Source organism: Georgenia daeguensis (genome assembly GCF_039537705.1).
GTDB lineage: Bacteria > Actinomycetota > Actinomycetes > Actinomycetales > Actinomycetaceae > Georgenia > Georgenia daeguensis.
The window spans coordinates 1-20929 of sequence record NZ_BAABBA010000024.1 but is presented as its reverse complement, the minus strand read 5'-3'; the positions used below and the strand labels follow the sequence as shown (position 1 = coordinate 20929).

Annotated in this window: 18 protein-coding genes and 1 pseudogene; 16 read left to right on the top strand and 3 right to left on the bottom strand. The window is 75.9% G+C overall.

Going from position 1 to position 20929, the window contains the following annotated elements; genetic code table 11:
• The first annotated feature begins 31 nt into the window (after positions 1 to 31).
• Positions 32 to 946 carry a Fic family protein gene (locus ABD774_RS18000; RefSeq protein WP_345044271.1) on the top strand — a complete coding sequence of 305 codons (915 nt, stop codon included), beginning with the start codon at positions 32 to 34 and terminating at the stop codon, positions 944 to 946.
• Between the two features lie 12 nt (positions 947 to 958).
• On the opposite strand, the gene ABD774_RS17995 is transcribed toward ABD774_RS18000, so the two are convergent.
• Entirely contained in the window at positions 959 to 1756 is a 798-nt protein-coding gene (locus tag ABD774_RS17995) for an HAD family hydrolase (RefSeq protein ID WP_345044268.1), read from the bottom strand.
• Between the two features lie 194 nt (positions 1757 to 1950).
• Here ABD774_RS17995 and ssd point away from each other — a divergent pair, with 194 nt between their 5' ends.
• The 7 genes from ssd to ABD774_RS17960 all read left to right on the top strand — a co-directional run bounded on the left by ssd (position 1951) and on the right by ABD774_RS17960 (position 6604).
• A complete protein-coding gene (gene ssd, locus ABD774_RS17990; RefSeq protein ID WP_345044266.1) occupies positions 1951 to 2952 on the top strand; it encodes a septum site-determining protein Ssd in 1002 nt (333 codons plus the stop codon).
• Positions 2949 to 4139 carry a TadA family conjugal transfer-associated ATPase gene (locus ABD774_RS17985; protein ID WP_345044263.1) on the top strand — a complete coding sequence of 397 codons (1191 nt, stop codon included), beginning with the start codon at positions 2949 to 2951 and terminating at the stop codon, positions 4137 to 4139. Before ssd ends, ABD774_RS17985 begins: the two co-directional genes overlap by 4 nt.
• Positions 4136 to 4885, top strand: a complete 750-nt coding sequence (locus ABD774_RS17980; protein WP_345044260.1) for a hypothetical protein — start codon at positions 4136 to 4138, stop codon at positions 4883 to 4885. Before ABD774_RS17985 ends, ABD774_RS17980 begins: the two co-directional genes overlap by 4 nt.
• Positions 4882 to 5460: a type II secretion system F family protein gene (locus ABD774_RS17975; protein ID WP_345044258.1), complete on the top strand. Its 579-nt coding sequence runs from the start codon at positions 4882 to 4884 to the stop codon at positions 5458 to 5460. The genes ABD774_RS17980 and ABD774_RS17975 overlap by 4 nt, the downstream gene beginning before the upstream one ends.
• 150 nt (positions 5461 to 5610) lie before the next feature.
• Positions 5611 to 5829: a DUF4244 domain-containing protein gene (locus tag ABD774_RS17970; RefSeq protein WP_345044255.1), complete on the top strand. Its 219-nt coding sequence runs from the start codon at positions 5611 to 5613 to the stop codon at positions 5827 to 5829.
• A gap of 74 nt (positions 5830 to 5903) precedes the next feature.
• On the top strand, positions 5904 to 6224 hold the full coding sequence (locus ABD774_RS17965) for a TadE family type IV pilus minor pilin (RefSeq protein WP_345044252.1): 321 nt from the start codon (positions 5904 to 5906) through the stop codon (positions 6222 to 6224).
• Between the two features lie 17 nt (positions 6225 to 6241).
• Positions 6242 to 6604 carry an Rv3654c family TadE-like protein gene (locus tag ABD774_RS17960; protein ID WP_345044249.1) on the top strand — a complete coding sequence of 121 codons (363 nt, stop codon included), beginning with the start codon at positions 6242 to 6244 and terminating at the stop codon, positions 6602 to 6604.
• Between the two features lie 23 nt (positions 6605 to 6627).
• On the opposite strand, the gene ABD774_RS17955 is transcribed toward ABD774_RS17960, so the two are convergent.
• Positions 6628 to 9081: a DEAD/DEAH box helicase gene (locus ABD774_RS17955; RefSeq protein ID WP_425554595.1), complete on the bottom strand. Its 2454-nt coding sequence runs from the start codon at positions 9079 to 9081 to the stop codon at positions 6628 to 6630.
• A 129-nt stretch (positions 9082 to 9210) separates the two neighbouring features.
• Here ABD774_RS17955 and ABD774_RS17950 point away from each other — a divergent pair, with 129 nt between their 5' ends.
• Positions 9211 to 9573 (top strand): STAS domain-containing protein, encoded by a 363-nt coding sequence (locus ABD774_RS17950; RefSeq protein ID WP_345044244.1) that lies wholly within the window; start codon positions 9211 to 9213, stop codon positions 9571 to 9573.
• Positions 9574 to 9710: 137 nt separating this feature from the next.
• Positions 9711 to 12119, top strand: coding sequence for a sodium-translocating pyrophosphatase (locus ABD774_RS17945; protein WP_345044242.1), 2409 nt, complete (start codon positions 9711 to 9713; stop codon positions 12117 to 12119).
• Between the two features lie 92 nt (positions 12120 to 12211).
• Here ABD774_RS17945 and ABD774_RS17940 read toward each other — a convergent pair whose 3' ends face one another.
• A complete protein-coding gene (locus ABD774_RS17940) occupies positions 12212 to 13951 on the bottom strand; it encodes a phytase (protein WP_345044239.1) in 1740 nt (579 codons plus the stop codon).
• 145 nt (positions 13952 to 14096) lie between these two features.
• Between ABD774_RS17940 and ABD774_RS17935 the strand changes: the two genes are divergently transcribed.
• From ABD774_RS17935 to ABD774_RS17910, 6 genes and pseudogenes are all read left to right on the top strand, one after another.
• Positions 14097 to 14828 (top strand): histidine phosphatase family protein, encoded by a 732-nt coding sequence (locus tag ABD774_RS17935; RefSeq protein WP_345044237.1) that lies wholly within the window; start codon positions 14097 to 14099, stop codon positions 14826 to 14828.
• Positions 14825 to 15709 carry an NAD(P)H-hydrate dehydratase gene (locus ABD774_RS17930; RefSeq protein ID WP_345044234.1) on the top strand — a complete coding sequence of 295 codons (885 nt, stop codon included), beginning with the start codon at positions 14825 to 14827 and terminating at the stop codon, positions 15707 to 15709. The genes ABD774_RS17935 and ABD774_RS17930 overlap by 4 nt, the downstream gene beginning before the upstream one ends.
• A gap of 21 nt (positions 15710 to 15730) precedes the next feature.
• Positions 15731 to 17281 carry a DUF7059 domain-containing protein gene (locus tag ABD774_RS17925; protein WP_345044231.1) on the top strand — a complete coding sequence of 517 codons (1551 nt, stop codon included), beginning with the start codon at positions 15731 to 15733 and terminating at the stop codon, positions 17279 to 17281.
• A 129-nt stretch (positions 17282 to 17410) separates the two neighbouring features.
• Positions 17411 to 19720, top strand: coding sequence for a carbon starvation CstA family protein (locus tag ABD774_RS17920; protein ID WP_345044227.1), 2310 nt, complete (start codon positions 17411 to 17413; stop codon positions 19718 to 19720).
• Positions 19717 to 19920 carry a YbdD/YjiX family protein gene (locus ABD774_RS17915; RefSeq protein WP_345044225.1) on the top strand — a complete coding sequence of 68 codons (204 nt, stop codon included), beginning with the start codon at positions 19717 to 19719 and terminating at the stop codon, positions 19918 to 19920. The genes ABD774_RS17920 and ABD774_RS17915 overlap by 4 nt, the downstream gene beginning before the upstream one ends.
• A 360-nt stretch (positions 19921 to 20280) precedes the next feature.
• Positions 20281 to 20929 (top strand): annotated as a pseudogene (locus ABD774_RS17910) (hypothetical protein); the annotation flags it as partial.

Sequence of the window (20929 nt, the reverse complement as noted above, 5' to 3'; positions counted from 1 at the left end):
TCCGGGCGCCGCGGCCGCCTAGCCTGGCCGGATGAGCTCCGACGTCGTCGACGCCCTCGACGCCCTGGCCCGGCTGCCCGGTGTGGCAGAGGCCGCGGACCGGGCCCGCGAGGCCGCCACCGAGCTGCGCTGGCACGAGGGCCTGCGCCGGCGGTGGCGGGAGGCGCGGGCGGAGACGGCGGTCCGCTCCGCCGTCGCGACCGTCGCCCTGGAGGGTGTGCGCGCCGACGCCGGGTGGTTGCGCGAGCGGGTGGCCTCGGGTGCCGTCGCACCGGCCGGGCTGCCCGCCGGGGAGGCGTTGGTGCTGGCGGCGTGGCGCGCACAGGTGCACGTCGGCGAGCTGCTCGGCGACCTGGGTGGCCGTGACCGGCCGCCCGCGGCGCCCGCCGGTGAGCTCGTCGCCGGGCTGCACCGTGACCTGACGGCGCACCTCGTCGCCGCCGGGGCGCTGCCCGCAGCGGCGGTCGGGCGCCCGCGGACCGACGACCAGCCCCGCGAGGGCGGGCCGCTCGACCCGCCGGTGACCCTCCGCGGCGACGGAGATCCTGCCCCGGCGCCGGTGGGCACGGAGCTACGGGCGCGGTTCGCGGCGGTGCTCGCGGTGCTCGCCGCGGACGAGGCGCCCGCGCTGGTGCGCGTCGGCGTGGTGCACGGGGAGCTGGCCACGCTTCGTCCGTTCGCCACCGGCAACGGCCTGCTCGCCCGGGCGGTGGCCCGCCTCGTCGCGGTACGCAGCGGCCTCGAGCCCACGGGGGTCGCGGTGCTGGACGCCCACGCGGCGATGCGTCCGGCCGCCTACCGGGAGGCGCTCGCCGGCTACGCCTCCGGCACCCCGGCCGGCGTCGCGCACTGGCTGCGCTACCAGGCCGACGCCGTGGTCGCCGGGGCCGCGGAGGGCGCCGCGGTGGCGACGGCGGTGCGCGCCGGGCGGACCGCGCCCGCCTGACGGCCGGCCCCGTCAGGCCGGACGGCCCGGGCGACCGCGGCTCCGCCGTCGGGACCGGTGGATCAGCCACCACCCCGCCAGGCCGGCGGCCGCGCACAGCGCGAGGAGGCCCGCCGAGAGCTGCCGCCGCGGCAGGAGCGGCACCGGCCGGGCGAAGCGCCGCACCTCCCAGCCGCGCCGGCGGGCGAGGCGGTGCAGCGCGCGGTCAGGGTTGACGGCCACCGGGTGCCCCACCGCCTCGAGCATGGGCAGGTCCGTCACCGAGTCGGTGTACGCCCAGCACCGGGCGAGGTCGTAGCCGTGCGTCTCGGCGAGATCACGCAGGGCGGCCGCCTTGGCCGGGCCGTACGCGTAGTACTCGATGGCTCCCGTGTACCGGCCGTCCACCACCGCCATCCGTGACGCCACCACGTGGTCCGCGCCGACGAGGCGGGCGATCGGGGCGACGACGTCGTCGCTGGAGGCCGAGACGATCACCACGTCCGCGCCCTCGGCGTGGTGGCGGGTGATCAGCTCGATCGCCTCGAGGTAGACGTGGGGCTCGACGAACGTCGTGATCGCCTTCTCGACCACCTCCTGCAGCCGCGTGACCTCCCAGCCGTCGACCATGCGGGAGAGCTGCTCGCGGACCCGCTCGCTGCGGCGGTGGTCCGCCGCGACGAGGACGTAGGCCAGCTGCGCCGAGGCGGAGCGGGCGAGGTCGGCGCGGGTGAGCAGGCCGGCCGCCAGGAGGGGCCGCGCGAGCGCGAGCGAGGAGGGGGTGGCCAGGACCGTCTTGTCCAGGTCGAAGAAGGCGGCGGTGCGGGTCATCGGCGCCGCGGCCGACGGGGCGGGGACTCCATGCGTCACACTCTGGCACCCGGAGGCGCGCGCGTCTGCCGGGCGCGGGCTTCTGCCTGGTGGACGCGTCCACACCCGCGCGGCCGCCTCGCTCTGTCCACAGCGCGACGGCGCGCTCGGCGGCCGGCGGGACATGCTCGGGACCCGACCGCCGAGGAGGTCCCATGACGACGACCCTGACCGAGAGCGCCGTGGCGCTGCGCAGCGACGACGCTGCCCTGGCCGAGCGTGTCAGGCGCCTGACGGACCTGGCCGGGGTGGGGCTGACAGTGGTCCCCGCCGACCGGGTGCTGCCCGACGCCGCGGTGGTGCTCGACGCGGCCGGGCCCGGCGGCGCGCTGACGGTGCGGGTGGACCCCGCGCGGACGGCGGCGGCGGAGGCCCCGCCGCCCGCCGCCGTCGTCCTGCCGGGCGAGGAGGCGGCGCTGCTCGACGTCCTCGTCACGGCCGCCACGCCGCAGCGGGCACGCACCGTCGGGGTGGTGGGCGCCCACGGCGGTGCGGGCGCCTCGGTGCTCGCCGCCGTCCTCGCCCGCGCCTGCGTGGCCACCGGGGCCGCCACGGCGCTGGTGGACCTGGACCCGGCCGGCGGCGGGCTCGACGTGCTGCTCGGGCTGGAGTTCGACCCCGGGCGGCGCTGGGCCGACGTGCGGGAGGAGCGCGGGGCGCTGCTGCCCGAACGCCTCGCGCTGGCGCTGCCCACGTGGCACCTCGTGCGCGTGCTCTCCGGCGACCGGCGGGGTGGCGCGGCGGCCGACGACCTCGCGGTGCGCTCGGCGGTGCGCGCCCTCGGGCAGGGTCACGACGTCGTCGTCCTCGACCTGCCACGCCAGGTCCTCGCGCCCGGGACCGCGCAGGAGGCGTGGCTCGGCCGGTGCAGCGACGTCGTCCTGGTCAGCGGGGGCGGGGTCCGGGCGGGCGCGGCCGCGATCGCCGCCGCCCCGCTGGCGCGCGCGGGCTGCGCGATGCACCTCGTGGTGCGGGCCCCGGCCGCGGAGGCCGCCGAGGTCGCGGAGGCGGCCGGGCTCCCCCTGGCCGCGGTGCTGCGCGAGGAGCGGAACCTGGGGGCCGACGTCGAGCGGGGGGCGCGGCCGGGCGACCGCCGGCGCGGGGCCCTCATGTCGACCGCCCGCGGGCTGGTGACCCGGCTGGAGCTGGCGCCGTGAGCACCCCCGTGGCGCAGGTGCGCGAGGCGCTGGTGCGGGGGGTGCCGCTCGCCGGCGCGCTCGGTGCGGCCGACACCGGCGTCGGCGCGGACGGGCTGCTGCGGCTGGACACCGAGGTGCGCGCGCACGTGCGCGGCGCCGGGCCCCTCCAGCGGTTCCTCGAGGATCCGGCGGTGACCGACGTCCTGGTCAACGGCGGGGACGGGGTGTGGGTCGACCGCGGTGGCGGGCTGGAACGGGTCGAGGCCGGCGACGATCTCACCGACCCTCAGGCCGTCCGGGCGCTGGCCACCCGCCTGGCCGCCGCCTGCGGCCAGCGCCTCGACGACGCCAGCCCGGTCGTGGACGGCACCCTGCCCGACGGCACCCGCCTGCACGCGGTGCTGCCCCCGCTCTCGGCCACCGGGACGCTCATCTCGCTGCGCACCCACCGCACCCGGGTGCTCACCCTCGCCGAGCTGGTGGCCGGAGGGACCGTGCCGGACGAGCTCGCGCCGCTGCTGCGGGCGCTGGTGGACGCCCGCGCCAACGTGCTGGTCTCCGGGGCGACGGGGTCCGGCAAGACGACGCTGCTGGCGGCGATGCTCTCGCTCGTCGGCCACGGCGAGCGGATCGTCTGCATCGAGGAGTCCGCGGAGCTGCGCCCGGACCACCCGCACGTCATCCACCTGCAGGTGCGGCGGGCGAACGTCCAGCACGTCGGCGAGGTGCCGCTGGCCGAGCTTGTCCGTGCCGCGATGCGCATGCGCCCCGACCGCATCGTCCTGGGCGAGTGCCGCGGCGCCGAGGTGCGCGACGTCCTCGGGGCCCTGAACACCGGGCACGACGGCGGCTGGGCGACCGTGCACGCGAACACCGCCGTGGACGTGCCCGCCCGGCTCGTCGCGCTCGGCGCCCTGGCGGGCATGACGGGCGCGACGATGACCGCCCAGGCGGTCAGCGCGCTGGATGCGGTGCTCCACCTGCGCCGGGACGACGACGGAGCGCGCCGCCTGGTCGAAGTGGGCGTGCTCGAGCGGGCCGGCGACGAGCTGGTCTGCCGGCCCGCGCTCACGGTGGGTACGGGCGGCGTCGTCTCACGGGGCGGGGCATGGCCCCGGCTCGCCGCCAGGCTGGGCCTGGCCCGGCAGACCGACGGCGGGGCGCAGCTGGGCGGCGGGCGCGGCCGGCACGCCGCGGGCCCGTGACGGAGGTCGTGACCGTCGCGGTGCTGGTGGCTTCGGCGGTCCTGCTGCTCGTCCGGCCGGGCAGGCACCCCGCCCCCCGCTCCCAGCGCCGACGCAAGAGGCTGCGGCCCCGCGCCCGTCGGCGTCCCGGCACGCGGGAGATCGACCTCGGGGTCCTGGTCACGGAGGTCGCCACGCGTTTGAAGGCCGGGGCCGACGTCGACGCCGCCTGGGACGAGACGTTCGCGCGGGCGGGCCTGACCGGGCGGACGGCGGCGCGGGAGGACGGCGTGCCCGGCCAGCTGCTGGAGCTGGCGGCCCGGCACGCCGCGCACGACCGGTTGCCGCGCCCGGTGCGCCGCCTGGTGCGTCACCCGCCTGGCATCGGTTCGACGACCGCGGGCGCCCTGCCGGGCGCGATCGCCGCCTGCCGGCTCACGCATGAGCTCGGGGCGCCGCTCGCCGAGGTCCTGGTGCGCTGCGCGGACGGCCTGACCGAGGCCGGGCACGCGCGTGCGGCACGCGCGGTGGCGCTGGCCGGGCCCCGGGCCACCGCCCGGCTGCTCGGCTGGCTCCCGGTGCTCGGGCTGGTGCTCGGCGCGGGCATCGGCGCCGACCCGGTGGGGGTGCTGCTGGGCGGCGGGCTCGGCAGCGCCTGCCTGCTGGCGGGCGTCGTGCTCATGGTGGCCGGCCGCCGGTGGGTGGTCGCGCTGGAGCGGGCCGCCGGTGCGGCGGGCACCGGCGGGGACGGGCGGGCGGCGCGGTGACCACCCTGACGTTCCTGCTGATCGGGGTCGTCGCCGCGCTGCCGTGGACCCTGACCGGGCGCACCCGCACGCGACGGCCGACCGGACCCGGCGCCGGCCCGGTGCCGGAGCGGCTCGGCGAGATCGACGTGGCTGTGCTGCTCGATCTCGCGGACGCCGCCCTCGGCGCCGGAGCCTCGGTTCCCGGCACGCTGCTGGCTCTGGGACGTGCCGTCGCCGGCCACGCGCCGGAGGCCGGCGACGACGGCGGGAGCGGCCCGGCGCTGCGGCGCGCCGGCCGGGCCCTGCTCCTCGGGGCGCCCTGGGCGGAGGCGTGGGACGGGGCTCCGGACGGGCTCGGCCCGCTCGCGGACGCCCTCGAGCCAGCCTGGGTCGACGGTGCCGCCCCCGGCCCTCTGCTGCGTCAGGCGGCCGGGTCGGTGCGCGCCACCCGGCACCGTGAGGCCCAGGAGGCCGCGGCGCGCCTCGGGGTGCGCCTCGTCCTGCCGCTCGGGCTGTGCTTCCTGCCGGCCTTCGTGCTGCTCGGGCTCGTGCCGGTGGTCCTTGCCGCCGGCGGCGCAGTCCTCGGTGGCTGAGCCTCCACACGGGCCGCCGGTGCCCGGTCCTCCACAGCGGGGCGGCGGCCGTCGGGCCCGGGCGGCGGTATCCGCGCAGGCTCGGTCCCGACGGACGGCAGTCGGCCGGTCCGCGCGAAGGCGCCCGACGGGCGTGGGGAGGAGAGCACGATGAGCGTTCGACGTCGCTGGGGGAGGGTCCGGGTCGCGCTGACCCGGCGGGTGCACGCGCTGCGGTGCGGCGGGGAGGCCGGCATGGCCACCGCCGAGTACGCGATCGGGACGGTGGCGGCCGCCTCGTTGGCCAGCGTCCTGCTGTGGGTCCTGAAGAGCGACTGGGTCCGGGAGCTCGTGTCGGACCTGATCCGCAAGGCGCTCGGGCTGGGATGAGACGACACCCACGTCCGTCGGTGGGCCGGGCCGCGCGGTCCGGCCCGCCGGCGGGCGGCCGGGAGCGAGGCGGGGTGACCGCCGAGCTCGCCCTCGTGCTGCCCGGGGTCGTGCTGCTGCTCGTCGCGCTGCTGACCGCGGCCAGCGCCGCGCTCACGCAGGTCCGGGTGGCCGACGCCGCACGGGCCGGGGCCCGTGCCGCGGCGCTGGGGGAGTCCCACGGCGAGGTCGCGGGCGTCGCGCGGGAGCTCGCCGGCGACGATGCCGCGGTGCTGGTGTCCGAGGCGGGCGGGTACGTGGTCGTGGAGGTCTCCCGCGACCTTGCCGGCCCTCTCCGGGGGGCCGGTCTGACGGCCCGGTCCAGCGCCCGGGCGCTGCCGGAGCCGGGGGAGTGAGGGCGGTGCGGCGGTGGGTGCGGTCTCGCGCGGGCGGCCTGGACCGGGGCTCCGGCTCCGTGCTCGGCCTCGCCCTCGTGGCGGTCCTGGTGGTGCTGACCCTGGCCGTCGTGGGCGTGGCCCGGGCCGTCCACGCGCGCGGGACGGCCCAGGCCGCGGCGGACCTCGGTGCGCTCGCCGCTGCGACCGCGCTCCACGACCTCACGGGGCCCGCCGGGGATCCGTGCGCCGTCGCCGGCCGGGTGGTCGCCGCCAACGGCGCCGAGCTCACCTCCTGCCGGAGCCGAGGAGGGGAGGTGGTGGTCTCGACCCGCGTGGCGCTCGCGGACGGCACGGGCCTCGCGGCGCGGGCGAGCGCGCGTGCCGGCCCGGCCGCCTGACCGGCCGCCTCGGCCCGGGCTAGTCAGCCGGCCGGGGCGCAGCGCAGCAGCAGGGACAGCAGGCGCACCGCGCCGGCCTTGTCCAGCGGGGAGTTGCCGTTGCCGCACTTGGGCGACTGCACGCAGGCCGGGCACCCGTCGGCGCAGCCGCAGGAGCGGATCGCGTCGCGGGTGGCGCGGATCCACTCGACGGCGGCGCGGTACCCGCGCTCGGCGAAGCCGGCCCCACCCGGGTAGCCGTCGTGGACGAAGACGGTGGGCTGCCCGGTCTGGGGGTGCACCGCCGTCGACAGGCCGCCGATGTCCCACCGGTCGCACGTGGCCAGCAGGGGCAGCAGACCGATCGACGCGTGCTCGGCGGCGTGCAGCGCACCGGGCAGGGAGTCCTTCCCCACGCCGGCCGCCTCGCACGCCTCGGCGGAGAGCGTCCACCACACGGCGGTCGTCGGCAGGACCCGCTCGGGCATGTCCAGGGGGTAGGAGCCGATGATGTCCATGCCGGGCAGACGCCGCTTGTCGTAGCCGGTGACCTGGCTGGTGACCTCGACGTCGCCGAAGGACCATGCGGCCTCGGTGCCGTCGGCGGCCCGCCACAGCTGCCGGTCCCGGACCGACAGCACGCGTACCGAGGAGGAGGACCGCGCCTTGGTGCGGTGCCCCAGCTCCGTCTCGGCGTGCACCAGCGCCACGTCGTCCTCCAGCGCGTCGACGACGAACGTGCGCCCCTGGTGCAGGTAGACAGCCCCGGGGTGCACCGTGGCGTCCGCGCGGGCCCCGTCGACCGTGCCGAGCACGGTGCCCGTCCCCGACTCCACCACCTGGACGGGCCGGTCGCCGCCGCCCCGCAGGTCCGTGAGGTCCTGCGGACGCTCCGGCCGGGAGAAGTTCCAGAACCAGCCGGTCGGCCGGCGGCGCAGCAGCCCCCGCCGGACCAGCTCGTCGAGCAGCGCGGGGTCCGGCAGGCCGAAGAGCGGCAGGTCGCTCTCCGTCAGCTGCAGCTCCGCCGCGGCGGCGCACAGGTGGGGGGCGAGCACGTAGGGGTTGGCCGGGTCGAACGTCGTCGCCTCCACGCCGGCGCCGAAGATCGCCTCCGGGTGGTGCACCACGAACCCGTCCAGGGGGTCCTCGCTGGCCACCAGCACCGCGACCCCCTCGGCCCCGGCCCGCCCGGCCCGCCCCGCCTGCTGCCACATCGAGACTCGGGTGCCGGGCCAGCCCGCGATGACGACGGCGTCCAGCCCCGCGACGTCGACGCCGAGCTCGAGGGCGTTGGTCGTCGCGAGCGCGAGCAGCTCCCCGGACCGCAGCGCCCGCTCGAGCTCGCGGCGCTCCTCGGGCAGGTACCCGCCCCGGTACGCCGCCACGCGGGCGGCGAGCTCGCCGTCGATCTCGCGCAGGTGCCGGCGGGCCTGCTCGGCGATCACCTCGGCGCCGTAGCGGGAGCGCACGAACACCAGCGTGCGGGCGCCGCTGACGACCAGGTCCGCCAGGAGGTCCGCCGCCTCCGCCGTGGCGCTGCGACGCGGCCCGGACTCGAAGGCCTCGTCGTCCGCGCCGCTGGCGCCGAGCTCGACGCCCTCCCCGGGCCAGGATGCCGCCCACCCGGGGGACAGCGCGGGCTGCCACAGCGCGACGGTGCGCCGGCCCGCCGGTGCGGCGTCCTCCGTCACGGCCACGACGTCGGACTCGGGGACGCCGACGAGCCGGGCCGCGGTGAGCGCCGGCTCCGCGGTCGTTGCGGACGCCGCGAGGACGGTCGGGCTGGCGCCGTAGTGCGCCGCGAGGCGCAGCAGGCGGCGGAGCACGAGCGCCACGTGCGCGCCGAGCACGCCCCGGTAGGCGTGGCACTCGTCGACGACGACGTAGCGCAGGCCCTTGAGCAGCCGCTGCCACCGCCGGTGCCCCGGCAGCATCGAGAAGTGCAGGAAGTCGGGGTTGGAGAGCACCACGTCGGCGTGGTCGCGGGCCCAGTCGCGCTCCTCCAGCGGGGTGTCGCCGTCGCAGGTGGTCACGCGCACCCCGCGCAGCCCCGCGGCGTCGAGGAGGCGGTGCAGCCCGGAGAGCTGGTCCGCCGCCAGCGCCTTGGTGGGGGAGAGGTACAGGGTGGTGGGGCGTCGGCCGTACGCGGCGATGCTGCCGGCGTCGGGGCGGGCCGCCTGGGCGGCGTCGGCGCGGACCGCCGAGATCGCGGGGAGCCAGGCCGCGAGGGACTTCCCGGACCCGGTACCCGTCGCGATCACCGTGTGGCGGCCCGCCCAGGCCGCCTCGGCCGCCTGGACCTGGTGCTGCCACGGCCGCTCCACGCCGAGCCGCCGGTAGCCGGCGACCAGGTCCGGGTCCGCCCACGCGGGCCAGTCCGCCGTCCGGCCCGGGCGCGCCGGCAGCTGCTCTAGGTGGACGAGGCGGCCGTCGCGCGCACCGGTGGCGCGCAGCAGCTCGACGAGGTCCGGGCGGGGCACCTGCCCAGTGTGCGCCATGGCGCAGACACCGACAGCCGGCGACCGGCGCTCGTGGCAGGTCGTTGCCACGGGCAGTTCTGGCCAGCGTCTTCCTCTGGACGAACCTCGCGGCGGTGGGACGATTCGCGGACAGGGGGGTGGGGCGCCATGGCACTTCGGGTGGGTGAGCGGGCTGTCGGGACGGCGTGGGTCGTCAGTGCGGCCGGAGAGCTCGACGGCGCCACCGCCGGCCGTCTGCGGGCCGCCGTCGACCGGGCGCTCGACGCGCTCCCGGCCGCCGTCGTCGTGGACCTCACGGCGGTGACCTTCATCGACTCCGCCGGCGTCCGGGCAGTGCTGGACCGCCGATCGGTGATCAGGGCACTCGACTCGCGCCTGCACGTGGTGGCGGGTGCGGAGCAGGTGCGGGCCGTCCTCGAGCTGTCCGGGCTCCTGGAGGGGCAGCCGCTGCACCGCGAGCTTTCCGAGGTCCTCGGGGCGGATCCGGCGGGGCTGGCGGCCGCCGGCTGAGGCCGGCGCCCCCATCGGACACGCGCGGACGGCAACACGGAATGTGCCGAACCGGGCCGCGGCCCGGGTAGGCTCGCCGGGAAAACAGCCACCGCGACGGCGTCGTCGCAGGTGGGACGCACTGCCGAGGAGGGCGGATGCTTGAACTGGGGGCCACGAGCCTGACCATCGTCGGGATCATCGCGGGGATCGCGATCGTCTCGCTCGTCATCGCGGTGGCGCTGCGCCGTCAGGTGCTCGCCGCCGACGCGGGCACACCACGGATGCGGGAGATCGCCGGCGCGATCGAGGAAGGGGCTCAGGCCTATCTGAGGCGCCAGTTCCGCACCCTCGGCATCTTCGCGGTGGTCGTCTTCGGCCTCCTTTTCCTGCTGCCCGCCGAGCCCGAGATCAAGATCGGCCGCGCGATCGCGTTCCTGTTCGGTGCGGGGTTCTCCGCCTCCATCGGGTATCTCGGCATGTCGCTCGCGGTGAAGGCGAACGTGCGCGTCGCCTCCTCGGCCACCCGCCCCGGCGGACGCACGGAGGGCGCGCGCATCGCGTTCCGCACCGGCGGCGTCGTCGGGATGAGCGTCGTCGGTCTCGGCCTGCTGGGTGCGGCCGGCGTGGTGATCTTCTACCGCGGGGACGCCCCGGCCGTGCTCGAGGGCTTCGGTTTCGGTGCCGCCCTGCTGGCGATGTTCATGCGCGTCGGCGGCGGCATCTTCACCAAGGCGGCCGACGTCGGGGCGGACCTGGTCGGCAAGGTCGAGCAGGGCATCCCCGAGGACGACCCGCGCAACGCCGCCACCATCGCGGACAACGTCGGCGACAACGTCGGCGACTGCGCGGGCATGGCCGCCGACCTCTTCGAGTCCTACGCCGTGATGCTCGTGGCCTCCCTGATCCTGGGCAAGGCCGCCATGGGCGAGCAGGGCCTGATCCTGCCGCTCATCGTCACGGCCGTCGGCGCCCTGGTCGCGCTGCTCGGCGTCGTCATCACCCGCGTGCGCGGCGAGGAGTCCGGGCTGACCGCGATCTACCGCGGCTTCTACGTCTCCGCGGTGGTCGGCGTCCTGCTCGCCGCCGTCGCCGCGTTCGTCTACCTCCCCTCCTCCTTCGCCGCGATCGAGGGCGTGAGCGAGGACCTCGCCGACCACACCGGCGACCCGCGCCTGATGGTCACCGCGGCCGTCGTCGTGGGCGTCGTCCTGGCGGGCGTCATCCTCTGGCTGACCGGCTACTTCACCGGCACCACCTCGCGCCCCACCGTGCACGTGGCCTCGACCTCGCGCACCGGCGCGGCGACCGTCGTCCTCTCCGGGATCGGGGTGGGGTTCCAGTCGGCCGTCTACACCGCGGGCATCATCGCCGCCGCCATCTGCGGGGCGTTCCTCATCGCCGGCGGCAACCTGGGGCTCTCGCTGTTCCTGATCGCGATCGCCGGCTGCGGCCTGCTCACCACCGTCGGCGTCATCGTCGCCATGGACACCTTCGGCCCGGTCAGCGACAACGCCCAGGGCATCGCGGAGATGTCCGGCGAGGTCGACGAGGCGGGCGCGCAGGTGCTCACGGACCTCGACGCGGTGGGCAACACCACCAAGGCCATCACCAAGGGCATCGCCATCGCGACGGCGGTCCTCGCCGCGACGGCGCTCTTCGGCTCCTACGCCGACGCCGTCCGCGTGGCCCTGGCCGAGATCTCCGAGGCCGGCGCGCAGCTGAGCGACGGGATGGTCGGGGCGATGGTGAGCTACGAGATCATCTCCCCGATCACGCTCGTCGGCGTGATCCTCGGCGGGGCGACGGTCTTCCTCTTCTCGGGCCTCGCCATCGACGCCGTCACGCGGGCTGCCGGCGCCATCGTCTTCGAGGTCCGCCGCCAGTTCCGGGACTTCCCCGGGATCATGACCGGCCAGACCCGGCCCGACTACGCCAGGGTCGTGGACATCTGCACCAAGGACTCCCTGCGCGAGCTCGCCACCCCGGGGCTCCTCGCGGCCTTCGCGCCGATCGCCGTCGGGTTCGGCCTCGGCGTCGGTCCGCTGGCCGGGTTCCTCGCCGGAGCCATCGGCGCCGGCGTGCTCATGGCCGTGTTCCTCGCGAACTCCGGCGGCTCGTGGGACAACGCCAAGAAGATCGTCGAGGACGGCCACTACGGCGGGAAGGGCTCGGAGGCCCACGCCGCCGTCGTCATCGGCGACACCGTCGGCGACCCGTTCAAGGACACCGCCGGCCCGGCCATCAACCCCCTCATCAAGGTGATGAACCTCGTCTCGCTGCTCATCGCGCCCGCCGTGGTCCAGCTGAGTGTGCCGGAGGACACGAACCACGCGCTGCGCATCGGCATCGCCCTCGTCGCCGCGGCCATCGCCTTCGCCGCCGTCCTCACCTCGCGGCGCCGGGCGGGCCGGGCGGACACCGCCGAGGACATCGACAACACGATCGCCACCCGGCCCCACCACGAGGACCCGTTGGAGCAGACCGCCGTGGAGGAGCCGGTGATCGGGGGCCGGGCCGCCGGCCCCGGGAGCGCCGAGGCGAGCGAGCCCGTCGAGCGCCGCTGAGGCCGACCCGCTCTCGCGTTCAGGCACACGGAAGGGGCCCGCCGGCCGGCGGGCCCCTTTTCGTGTGCACCGCAGACGCAGAAGGACGGGTCTCAGCCGAGCCGGCGCAGTCCGAGGGTGTCGGCGCCGTCGCCGTTCCAGTCGCCGACGTAGACCTCGTCGCCCGCCCGGCCGTAGCGCACCGTCCGGTCGGCCGAGCCGCCGCTGATGGTGTTCTTGAGGTGGTAGGCGTTGCCACGACGTACCGCGAGGGTGTCGTCCGCGTCGCCGTCCCAGTCGCCGACGAGCACCTGGTCCTCGGCGCGGCCGTAGAGGACCGTCCGGTCGGCCGGGCCGCCGCTGATGGTGTTCTTGAGGTGGTAGGCGTTGCCGCGCCGCACCGCGAGGGTGTCGTCCGCGTCGCCGTCCCAGTCGCCGACGAGCACCGCGTCGCCGGCGCGACCGTACGCGACCACCCGGTCGGCCGTTCCGGCGGCGAGGGTGTTCCTCAGGTGATAGACGTTGCCGCGCCGCACCGCGAGCGTGTCGTCCCCGTCGCCGTCCCAGTCGCCCACGAGCACCGTGTCCCCGGCACGCCCGTACACGAACTCCTGCTGCGCCCGGCCGGCCTGCAGCTCGTTGCTCACGTAGAAGCGGTTCCCGCGCCGGACCATGATCGTGCTGTCGCCGTCCCCGTCCCAGTCACCGATCAGCACCCTGTCGGTGAGCAGGCCGTACCGGAACGCGTGGTCGGCCTCCGGCCCCCACGAGTCGTTGAGGAGGAACCCGGTGAAGGCGCCGTGGAGCGGCCCGAGGGCCTTGAGGGCGTCGACGTACTTGAAGTTGGAGGTGCTGCCACCGGTGTTGTCCTCGTCGTGCACCACGACGAGCCCGCCGGGGAACTGCGGGCCGAGGTTCGCGAGCGTGACGGCCTGCCCGTCCGTCCCGGTGGCGCCGTCGACAGTGCCGGAGGCGGTGACCGTGTACGCGCGCCGGTGGGTGTGCGGCGGCGCGAGGTCGTAGAGGTGGTAGGTGCTGTCTCCCTGCGAGGACGCCAGGAGGTAGGAGGGGCCGCCGGCGGCGCCGACGGCGACGGCCACGCCCTCGACGTCGGCCTCGAGGTTGGGGCCGGAGACGAGGTCGATCGTGGTGCGCGCCGTCGAGGCCGACGGCTCGGCGCCGTAGCTGAACAGGCCGAGGTCCTCCTCCGCGAGGAACAGCCGCCTCGCCGGGTCGTGGGCCACGCACCCCTCCGCCTGGGACGCGGTGCTCAGGTCGCGCACCTTCGTCCCGGTGACCGACGCCCCGGAAAGGGTGAGTCGGTACTGGTCCAGCTGGCCGGAGGACTCGGTGGCCTCCGTGGCGAAGGCGTACAGCGGGCCGGCCGGGCTGGCGTACAGGCACGTGCCGTACGGCTCGAAGCCCAGCGGGGTGCTGCCCGCGGGCGAGAGGGTCCGGGTGCTCGGGTTCAGGAAGAAGAACGCCAGGGCGTCGCGGGTCCGGTCGCTCGCGACCACCAGGGTGCGTCCCCCGAGGACGCCGGAGCGCAGGTCGACGTTGTTCGTCTCGCCGGTCTGGAGGAACTGGAGCTGGCGGCCGGCGAGGTCGTAGACCGACAGCCCCCCGAGGTCCTCGTCCTTGCTCGACCCGATGACCACGGAGCGGCTCGGCGACGCGCGGTCGACCCAGATCGCCGGGTCGTCGGCGATGTCGCCCGCACCCGCCGGGAACTCCTGGGTCTCGTCGGCCGCCGGGACGGCGACCGCCGCCGCGGGGGCGGACGTGCTCACGCCGAGCGCGGCGAGCGCGACGAGAAGGGCGAGCGAGCACGTGGCCGTGAACCGGTGATTCATGTGTGGAGACCCTTCGGGCGGCAGCAGGTGGTCCGTGCTTCCCCGGGACTGGCGGTCACGCTACCGGCGTCCCGCGGGGGGCGCAGGAGAACTGTGGGTGACCTCTCGGCGAGCGCCGGACGGCGGCGGAACCTACGTTGCGGGCATGGGTGTCACGGAGATCCTTCTAGTCCGGCACGGCCAGAGCGCCGCGAACGTTGCCGCCTCCCACGCCGAGGCCAGCGGCGCCGAGACGATCGACGTGCCGGCGCGCGACCCGGACGTCGAGCTCTCGCCCACCGGCCAGGAGCAGGCCGCGGCGCTGGGAGCGTGGCTGCGGGACCTGCCGCGCGACCGGCGGCCCGACGCCGTCTGGTCCTCGCCCTACCGGCGGGCGCTCGACACCGCCCGCACCGCGGTCGACGTGGCCGAGGTGCAGCTCCCGCTGCGGGTGGACGAGCGGCTGCGCGACCGCGACCTCGGCATCACCGACACCCTGACGACGGCGGGGGTTCTCGCGCGCTACCCCGGGGAGGCCGAGCGGCGCCGGTGGCTGGGCAAGTTCTACCACCGGCCGCCGGGCGGGGAGTCCTGGGCCGACGTCGCCCTGCGGGTGCGCAGCGTGCTCGCCGACCTCGAGCGTCAGGAACGCCATCAACGGGTCCTGATCACCTGCCACGACGTCGTCGTGCTCGTCTTCCGCTACGTCTGCGAGGAGCTGGACGAGGCGGGGATCCTCGAGATCGGGCGCACGGACGGCGTGCGCAACGCCGCGGTGACCCGGCTGGTGCGCGACGGCGAGGGCTGGCGGCTCGCGGACTACAACGTCGACGAGCACCTGGCGCAGGAGGGGGCCCCGCGCACCGACGAGCCGAGCCCCGTGCAGGAGCTCGGGTGACCGGCGCGGCGCAGCGGGCCGAACCTGTGGTGCCCGCCCTGCTGCGCGCATGGCCGATCCCCGAGCCGCACGGGTCGAAGTACGGGCGCGGTCAGGTCCTCGTCGTCGGCGGCGCACGGGCCACGCCGGGGGCCGCGATGCTCGCCGGGCTGGCGGCGCTGCGCGTCGGGGGCGGGCGCCTCACCCTCGCCGTCGCGCGCTCGGTGGCCCCCGCGGTGGCCGTCGCCGTCCCGGAGGCCGGGGTCCGCGGTCTCGCGGAGGACGACGGCGGGGACGTCACCGGAACCGACGCGGACGTGCTGGCGAAGGACGCCGGGCGCGCCGACGTGGTCCTGCTCGGACCCGGGCTGGGCGAGCCGGGCGGGACGCTCGCGCTGCTGCGCGGGCTGGTCCCGCACGTGCCGCCGGAGGTGCCGGTGGTGCTGGACGCCTTCGCGCTCGGGGTGCTCGCCGACGCGCCCGACGACGTGCTGGACGCCCTCCGCGGCCGGCTGGTGCTCACGCCCAACCTCGTCGAGCTCGCCCGGCTCCTCGGCCGGGAGGAGATCGAGGACGACGACGCCGCGGACGCCGTCGTCGAGACCGCGGGCCGCTTCGACGCGGTGGTGTGCGGGCACGGGTTCGTCAGTGCCGGCGACCGGCTGTGGCGCAAGACCACCGGTCACACGGGGCTCGGCACCTCCGGCAGCGGAGACGTCATGGGCGGGGCGCTGGCGGGCCTGGTCGCGCGCGGCGCGGACCCCGCCCAGGCCGCCGTGTGGGCGATGCACCTGCACGCGGCGGCCGGCGACTCGCTGACGGCGCGGGTGGGGAAGGTGGGCTTCCTCGCCCGCGAGCTGCTCGACGAGCTGCCTCACCGGCTGCACGAGCTCTCGGCCTGAGCACCTCACTACGCTGCCAGGATGACCTCGAGCGCAGCACCACCTCCGGCCGGCGAGCGGGCCGAGGTCGACACCCTGCGGCGTGACCTCGAGGGCGCCGACTTCACGCTCGAGAGCGTCCATGCCCTCGTGGGAGACGTCGCCTCCGGGGCCCTCCACCGGGAGCAGCGGCTGCCCGCGATGCGTGCCGCGCGGCGCCAGGACCACCCGGCCGCCGTGCTGCTGCGTCTGTTCATGCTCGGCGACCACGTCACACGCGCCGAGGTCGACCGGGCGCTGCCGGCGACCGGCGCCGACGGCGCCGTCCGGCTCGGACTCGTGCGGACGGCCGGCGAGGCGGACGGGGACCTGGCGAGCGCCGTCGTCGACCTGCGGCCCTACGCGGCGGCGGACGCTGCCGGCACGGCGCTGTGGTGGGTGGCCTCGGACCTCGGCGAGCTGGCCACCGGGGCCGTGCTCCACGCCGACCACGTGCTCGGGATCGGGGGCGCCTCGCTCACGCTCGCCCAGGTCACCGTGCGCACGCCGCGGCGGCGCACCCTCGACCTGGGCACCGGGTGCGGCGTGCAGGCCCTGCACGCGGCCCGGCACAGCGAGCACGTGGTGGCCACGGACATCTCCGCGCGTGCGCTCGGCTTCGCCGCGTTCAACGCCCGGCTCGCGGGCGTGGACCTGGAGCTGCGGGAGGGGTCGATGCTCGAGCCGGTCGCGGGGGAGACGTTCGACCTCGTGGTGTCCAACCCGCCGTTCGTCATCACGCCGGCCGCGGCCTACGACGCCGGGCTCCCGGTGATGGAGTACCGCGACGGCGGGCGAGGCGGGGACGACCTCGTGCAGGACCTGGTCTCCTCCGTCGGCGAGCACCTCGCGCCCGGCGGGGTGGCGCAGCTGCTCGGGAACTGGGAGCACCACGCGGGCGAGGACTGGCGCGAGCGCGTGGGGGCCTGGCTGCCGGAGGGGTGCGACGCGTGGGTGGTCGAGCGTGAGGTCCAGGACCCCGCCGAGTACGCCGAGCTGTGGCTGCGCGACGGCGGGATGCGCCCCGAGCTCGACCGCGGCGGCTACGAGGCCGCCTACGCCGCCTGGCTCGCGGACTTCGAGGCACGCGGTGTGGAGGGCGTCGGCTTCGGCTGCGTGCTCGTGCAGCGGCCCGCGACGGCCCGGGCACCGTGGCGGCGGCTCGAGGAGGTGACCGGCCCGGTGCGCCAGCCGCTCGGGCCGCACGTCGCCGCCACGCTGGCCGTTCGCGAGAGGCTCGCCGAGCTCGACGACGCGGCCCTCGCCGGCCTGCGGCCGGTGCGGTCCGCGGACGTCACCGAGGAGCACCACCTCACCCCGGGTGACGCCGACCCGCAGGTCCTCCAGCTCCGCCAGGGCGGCGGGCTCGGCCGGGTGGTGCGGCCCGGGACGCTGGTGGCGGGCGCCGTCGGGGCGTGCGACGGCGAGCTCTCCCTCGGTCAGATCGCCGGCGCCCTCGCTGCTCTGCTCGAGGTGCCGGCCGACGACGTCGCCGCGGAGCTGCTGCCGGCCGCCCGGGAGCTTCTCGTGGACGGCTTCCTGCACCTCGCCTGAGACGCCGGCGTCCCTGGGAGGGGCGCCGAGGATGCGGAACGCAGCGCTATAGAATACGGCGGCGTCCGGTTGGGACGCTGCCCGTCGGCCATGCCGAGCGGCACCGCGGTTTCCCTACGTGGAGTAACGATGCTTCAGACCAGACACATCGACGTCGTGCGCACCAGCCCCGACCGCCCGCCGGTCGCGGTGGTCGACCGCACACCGATGACCTTCCGCAAGAAACTCCTCTTCGCCGCCATCGCGCTGGCGGCGGCCGTGGGCTGGGCGATCATCGCGTTCGCCCGCGGCGAGGAGGTGAACGCGCGCTGGTTCGTCGTCGCGGCCATCGGCACCTACATCGTCGGGTACCGGTTCTACGCCCGTCTGGTCGAGTACAAAGTCGTCCGGCCCCGCGACGACCGGGCCACCCCCGCCGAGCTGTACGACAACGGCAAGGACTACGAGCCCACCGACCGGCGGGTGCTCTTCGGGCACCACTTCGCCGCGATCGCGGGGGCCGGCCCGCTGGTCGGCCCCGTGATGGCCGCCCAGATGGGCTACCTGCCGGGCACCATCTGGATCATCATCGGCGCGGTCCTGGCCGGCGCCGTGCAGGACTACCTGGTCCTCTGGCTGTCGGTGCGGCGCCGCGGGCGCTCCCTGGGCCAGATGGTCCGCGACGAGACGGGCACCGTCGGCGGCGTCGCCGGCCTGGTCGGCGTCTTCGCCATCATGATCATCATCATCGCGGTGCTCGGCCTCATCGTCGTCAACGCCCTCGCCGAGAGCCCGTGGGGCGTGTTCTCCATCGCGATGACCATCCCGATCGCGATCTTCATGGGCCTGTACCTGCGGTACATCCGGCCGGGCAAGGTCAGCGAGGTCTCCGCCATCGGCGTCGCGCTGCTGCTGCTCGCCATCGTCGCGGGCGGCTGGGTCAACGAGACGGCGTGGGGCCAGGAGTACCTGACGCTGAGCAAGGTCACGCTGGCGTGGTGCCTGATCATCTACGGCTTCGCCGCCTCGGTGCTGCCGGTGTGGCTGCTGCTCGCGCCGCGCGACTACCTGTCCACCTACATGAAGGTGGGCACCATCGCGCTGCTCGCCGTCGGCATTCTCTGGGTCGGGCCCACCGTGCAGGCCCCGGCGGTCAGCCACTTCGCCCTGGACGGGACCGGGCCCGCCTTCGCGGGTTCGCTCTTCCCGTTCCTGTTCATCACGATCGCCTGCGGCGCCCTGTCCGGCTTCCACTCCCTCATCGCCTCGGGCACCACGCCCAAGCTGCTCGAGAAGGAGGGCCAGGCGCGGATCATCGGCTACGGCGGCATGCTGACCGAGTCCTTCGTGGCGATCATGGCGCTGGTCACCGCGGTGGTCATCGACCAGAACCTCTACTTCACGATGAACGCCCCCGCCACCCTCACCGGCGGCACGCCCGAGACGGCCGCCGAGTACGTCAACGGGCTGGGCCTGGCCACGTCCGCGGTGACCCCCGAGCAGATCTCCGGCGCTGCGGCCTCGGTCGGCGAGGAGTCGATCATCTCGCGCACCGGCGGCGCCCCGACGCTCGCCTTCGGGATGTCCGAGGTGCTCTCCAAGCTGCTCGGCGGGGACTCGCTCAAGGCGTTCTGGTACCACTTCGCCATCATGTTCGAGGCGCTGTTCATCCTCACGACGGTCGATGCCGGCACCCGCACCGCCCGCTTCATGCTCACCGACACCCTGGGCAACCTCGGCGGGGGCTTCAAGAAGTTCCGTGACCCGTCGTGGCGCGTCGGCGCCTGGGTCGCCTCCGCCGTCGTCGTCGCCGCGTGGGGCGCGATCCTGCTCATGGGCGTCACCGACCCGCTCGGCGGCATCAACACGCTGTTCCCGCTGTTCGGTATCGCCAACCAGCTGCTCGCCGCCATCGCGCTGACGCTGATCTTCGTCGTCGTCATGAAGAAGAAGCTGTACAAGTGGGCCTGGATCCCGGGCGTCCCGCTCGCCTGGGACCTGACGGTCACCATGACCGCGTCCTACCAGAAGATCTTCTCCGCCGACCCTGCGCTCAGTTATTGGGCGCAGAATCGGCGTTTCGTGGCGGCCCGGGAGGCGGGGGAGACCTCGCTGGGAACCGCGACCACGCCGGAGGCGATGGACGCCGTCATCCGCAACACCTACATCCAGACCACCCTGTCGGTGCTCTTCGCCGTGCTGGTCCTGACGGTCTTTGTCGCGGGCATGGTCGTCGTCGTCCGGTCCGTGCGGGCCGGCGGGCTGCCGACGTCGGAGGAGGGCGAGGAGCCCTCGCACCGGTTCGCGCCGCGCGGCCTGATCGCCACGCCGGCCGAGAAGGAGATCGAGGCCCAGTGGCTCGCGGTCGACCCGGACGCCGTCTTCCACGGCGCGAAGGGGCACGCCCACGACCGCACGCGCTCGGGGGACGACGACGGCGTCCGGGAGCCCGTGCGATGACGGCTCTGGTCAGCGGCATCGCGCGCGGCCTCCGGGCCGTGCACTGGTACGTCGGCTCCGTCATGGGCGACAAGGACTACGAGCGGTTCGTCGCCCACCAGCGGCGGGCTCACCCGTCGGCGCCCGTGCCGGGCGAGAAGGAGTTCTGGCGACGGCGCTGGGCCGAGCAGGAGGCGGAGCCGAACGCGCGCTGCTGCTGAGCGCGGCGGCCAAGCGCGCCCCGAGCGCACCACGGACCGAGGCTCTCACCCGATTGGGTGGGGGCCTCGGCCGTTCTCTGGTGCACTGGTCGGTCTGCGTCCTCCTGTCCGTCCGGTGGCGGCGTCGGACACCGGCGTTCACGGTTGCCGCGGTGGGTGGCTCGACCCGGCAGACTTCGCCGGGGTCCTCGGCGGCCGGCGGCCTCCCAGCCCTGGGCCGGCGCGACTCGGCGCCGTCCGGGAGTGACGCTTCCCCAGACACACGGCCCAGTGCCCGCCTCGTTTCCCTGACGCAGGGATTTCCACAGACGGGGGCGGGCGTCGAGCCAAATGTCAGTGGGCTCCCCTAGCCTTGTACTCATGTTCGAAGACGCTCGGAGTGGTGGCGGCGGGTGGTGCTGCTCGGAGGACGGGCGGCACGGCCCATGCCGGCATCTGCGTGCTTTCGCCGCTGAGCAGAGGGCGGCGGAGCGGCTGGCGCGGGCGGACGAGCTCTCGAGCGCGGGGCTGCAGGGTCTTGGTGTGCTGCTGGAGGCGGGTGACCCGTGGGCGCAGGGGGTGCTGGAGGAGCTGCTGGGCCCGGACGACGAGCCCGCGGCCGGGCCTGTGGCGTCGGACGACGTGGAGGGGTTCGCGGTGCTGGCCGGGCTGGCGCCGGCGGGGTTCACGCGGACGAGCGCGCTGCCGGCCGAGGCACCTGCCGAGACCGACGCCGGCACCGCCGAGGCAGACGCCGGGGCCGCCGAGGTGGCCGGTGACGGTGCTGGGGCGCCGGATCCTGAGGGTTTTGTGGGTGGTGGTCCGGCGTGGTCGCGGGCGTTGCGGCGGCGGGTGTCGGAGGTCTTCGACCCGGCGGTGGCGGGGGAGGGTGCGGCGTCGCTGGGGGTGGGGGTGCTGGCGGGGATGCGTGGGGGTGCGGACCTGGCGGCGGTGCTGACCGGCACGGAGGTGTCGAGGCTGGGGCGGGTCGCGGGGATCGAGGTCCTGGCGGCGCACCGGCGGGTCCAGG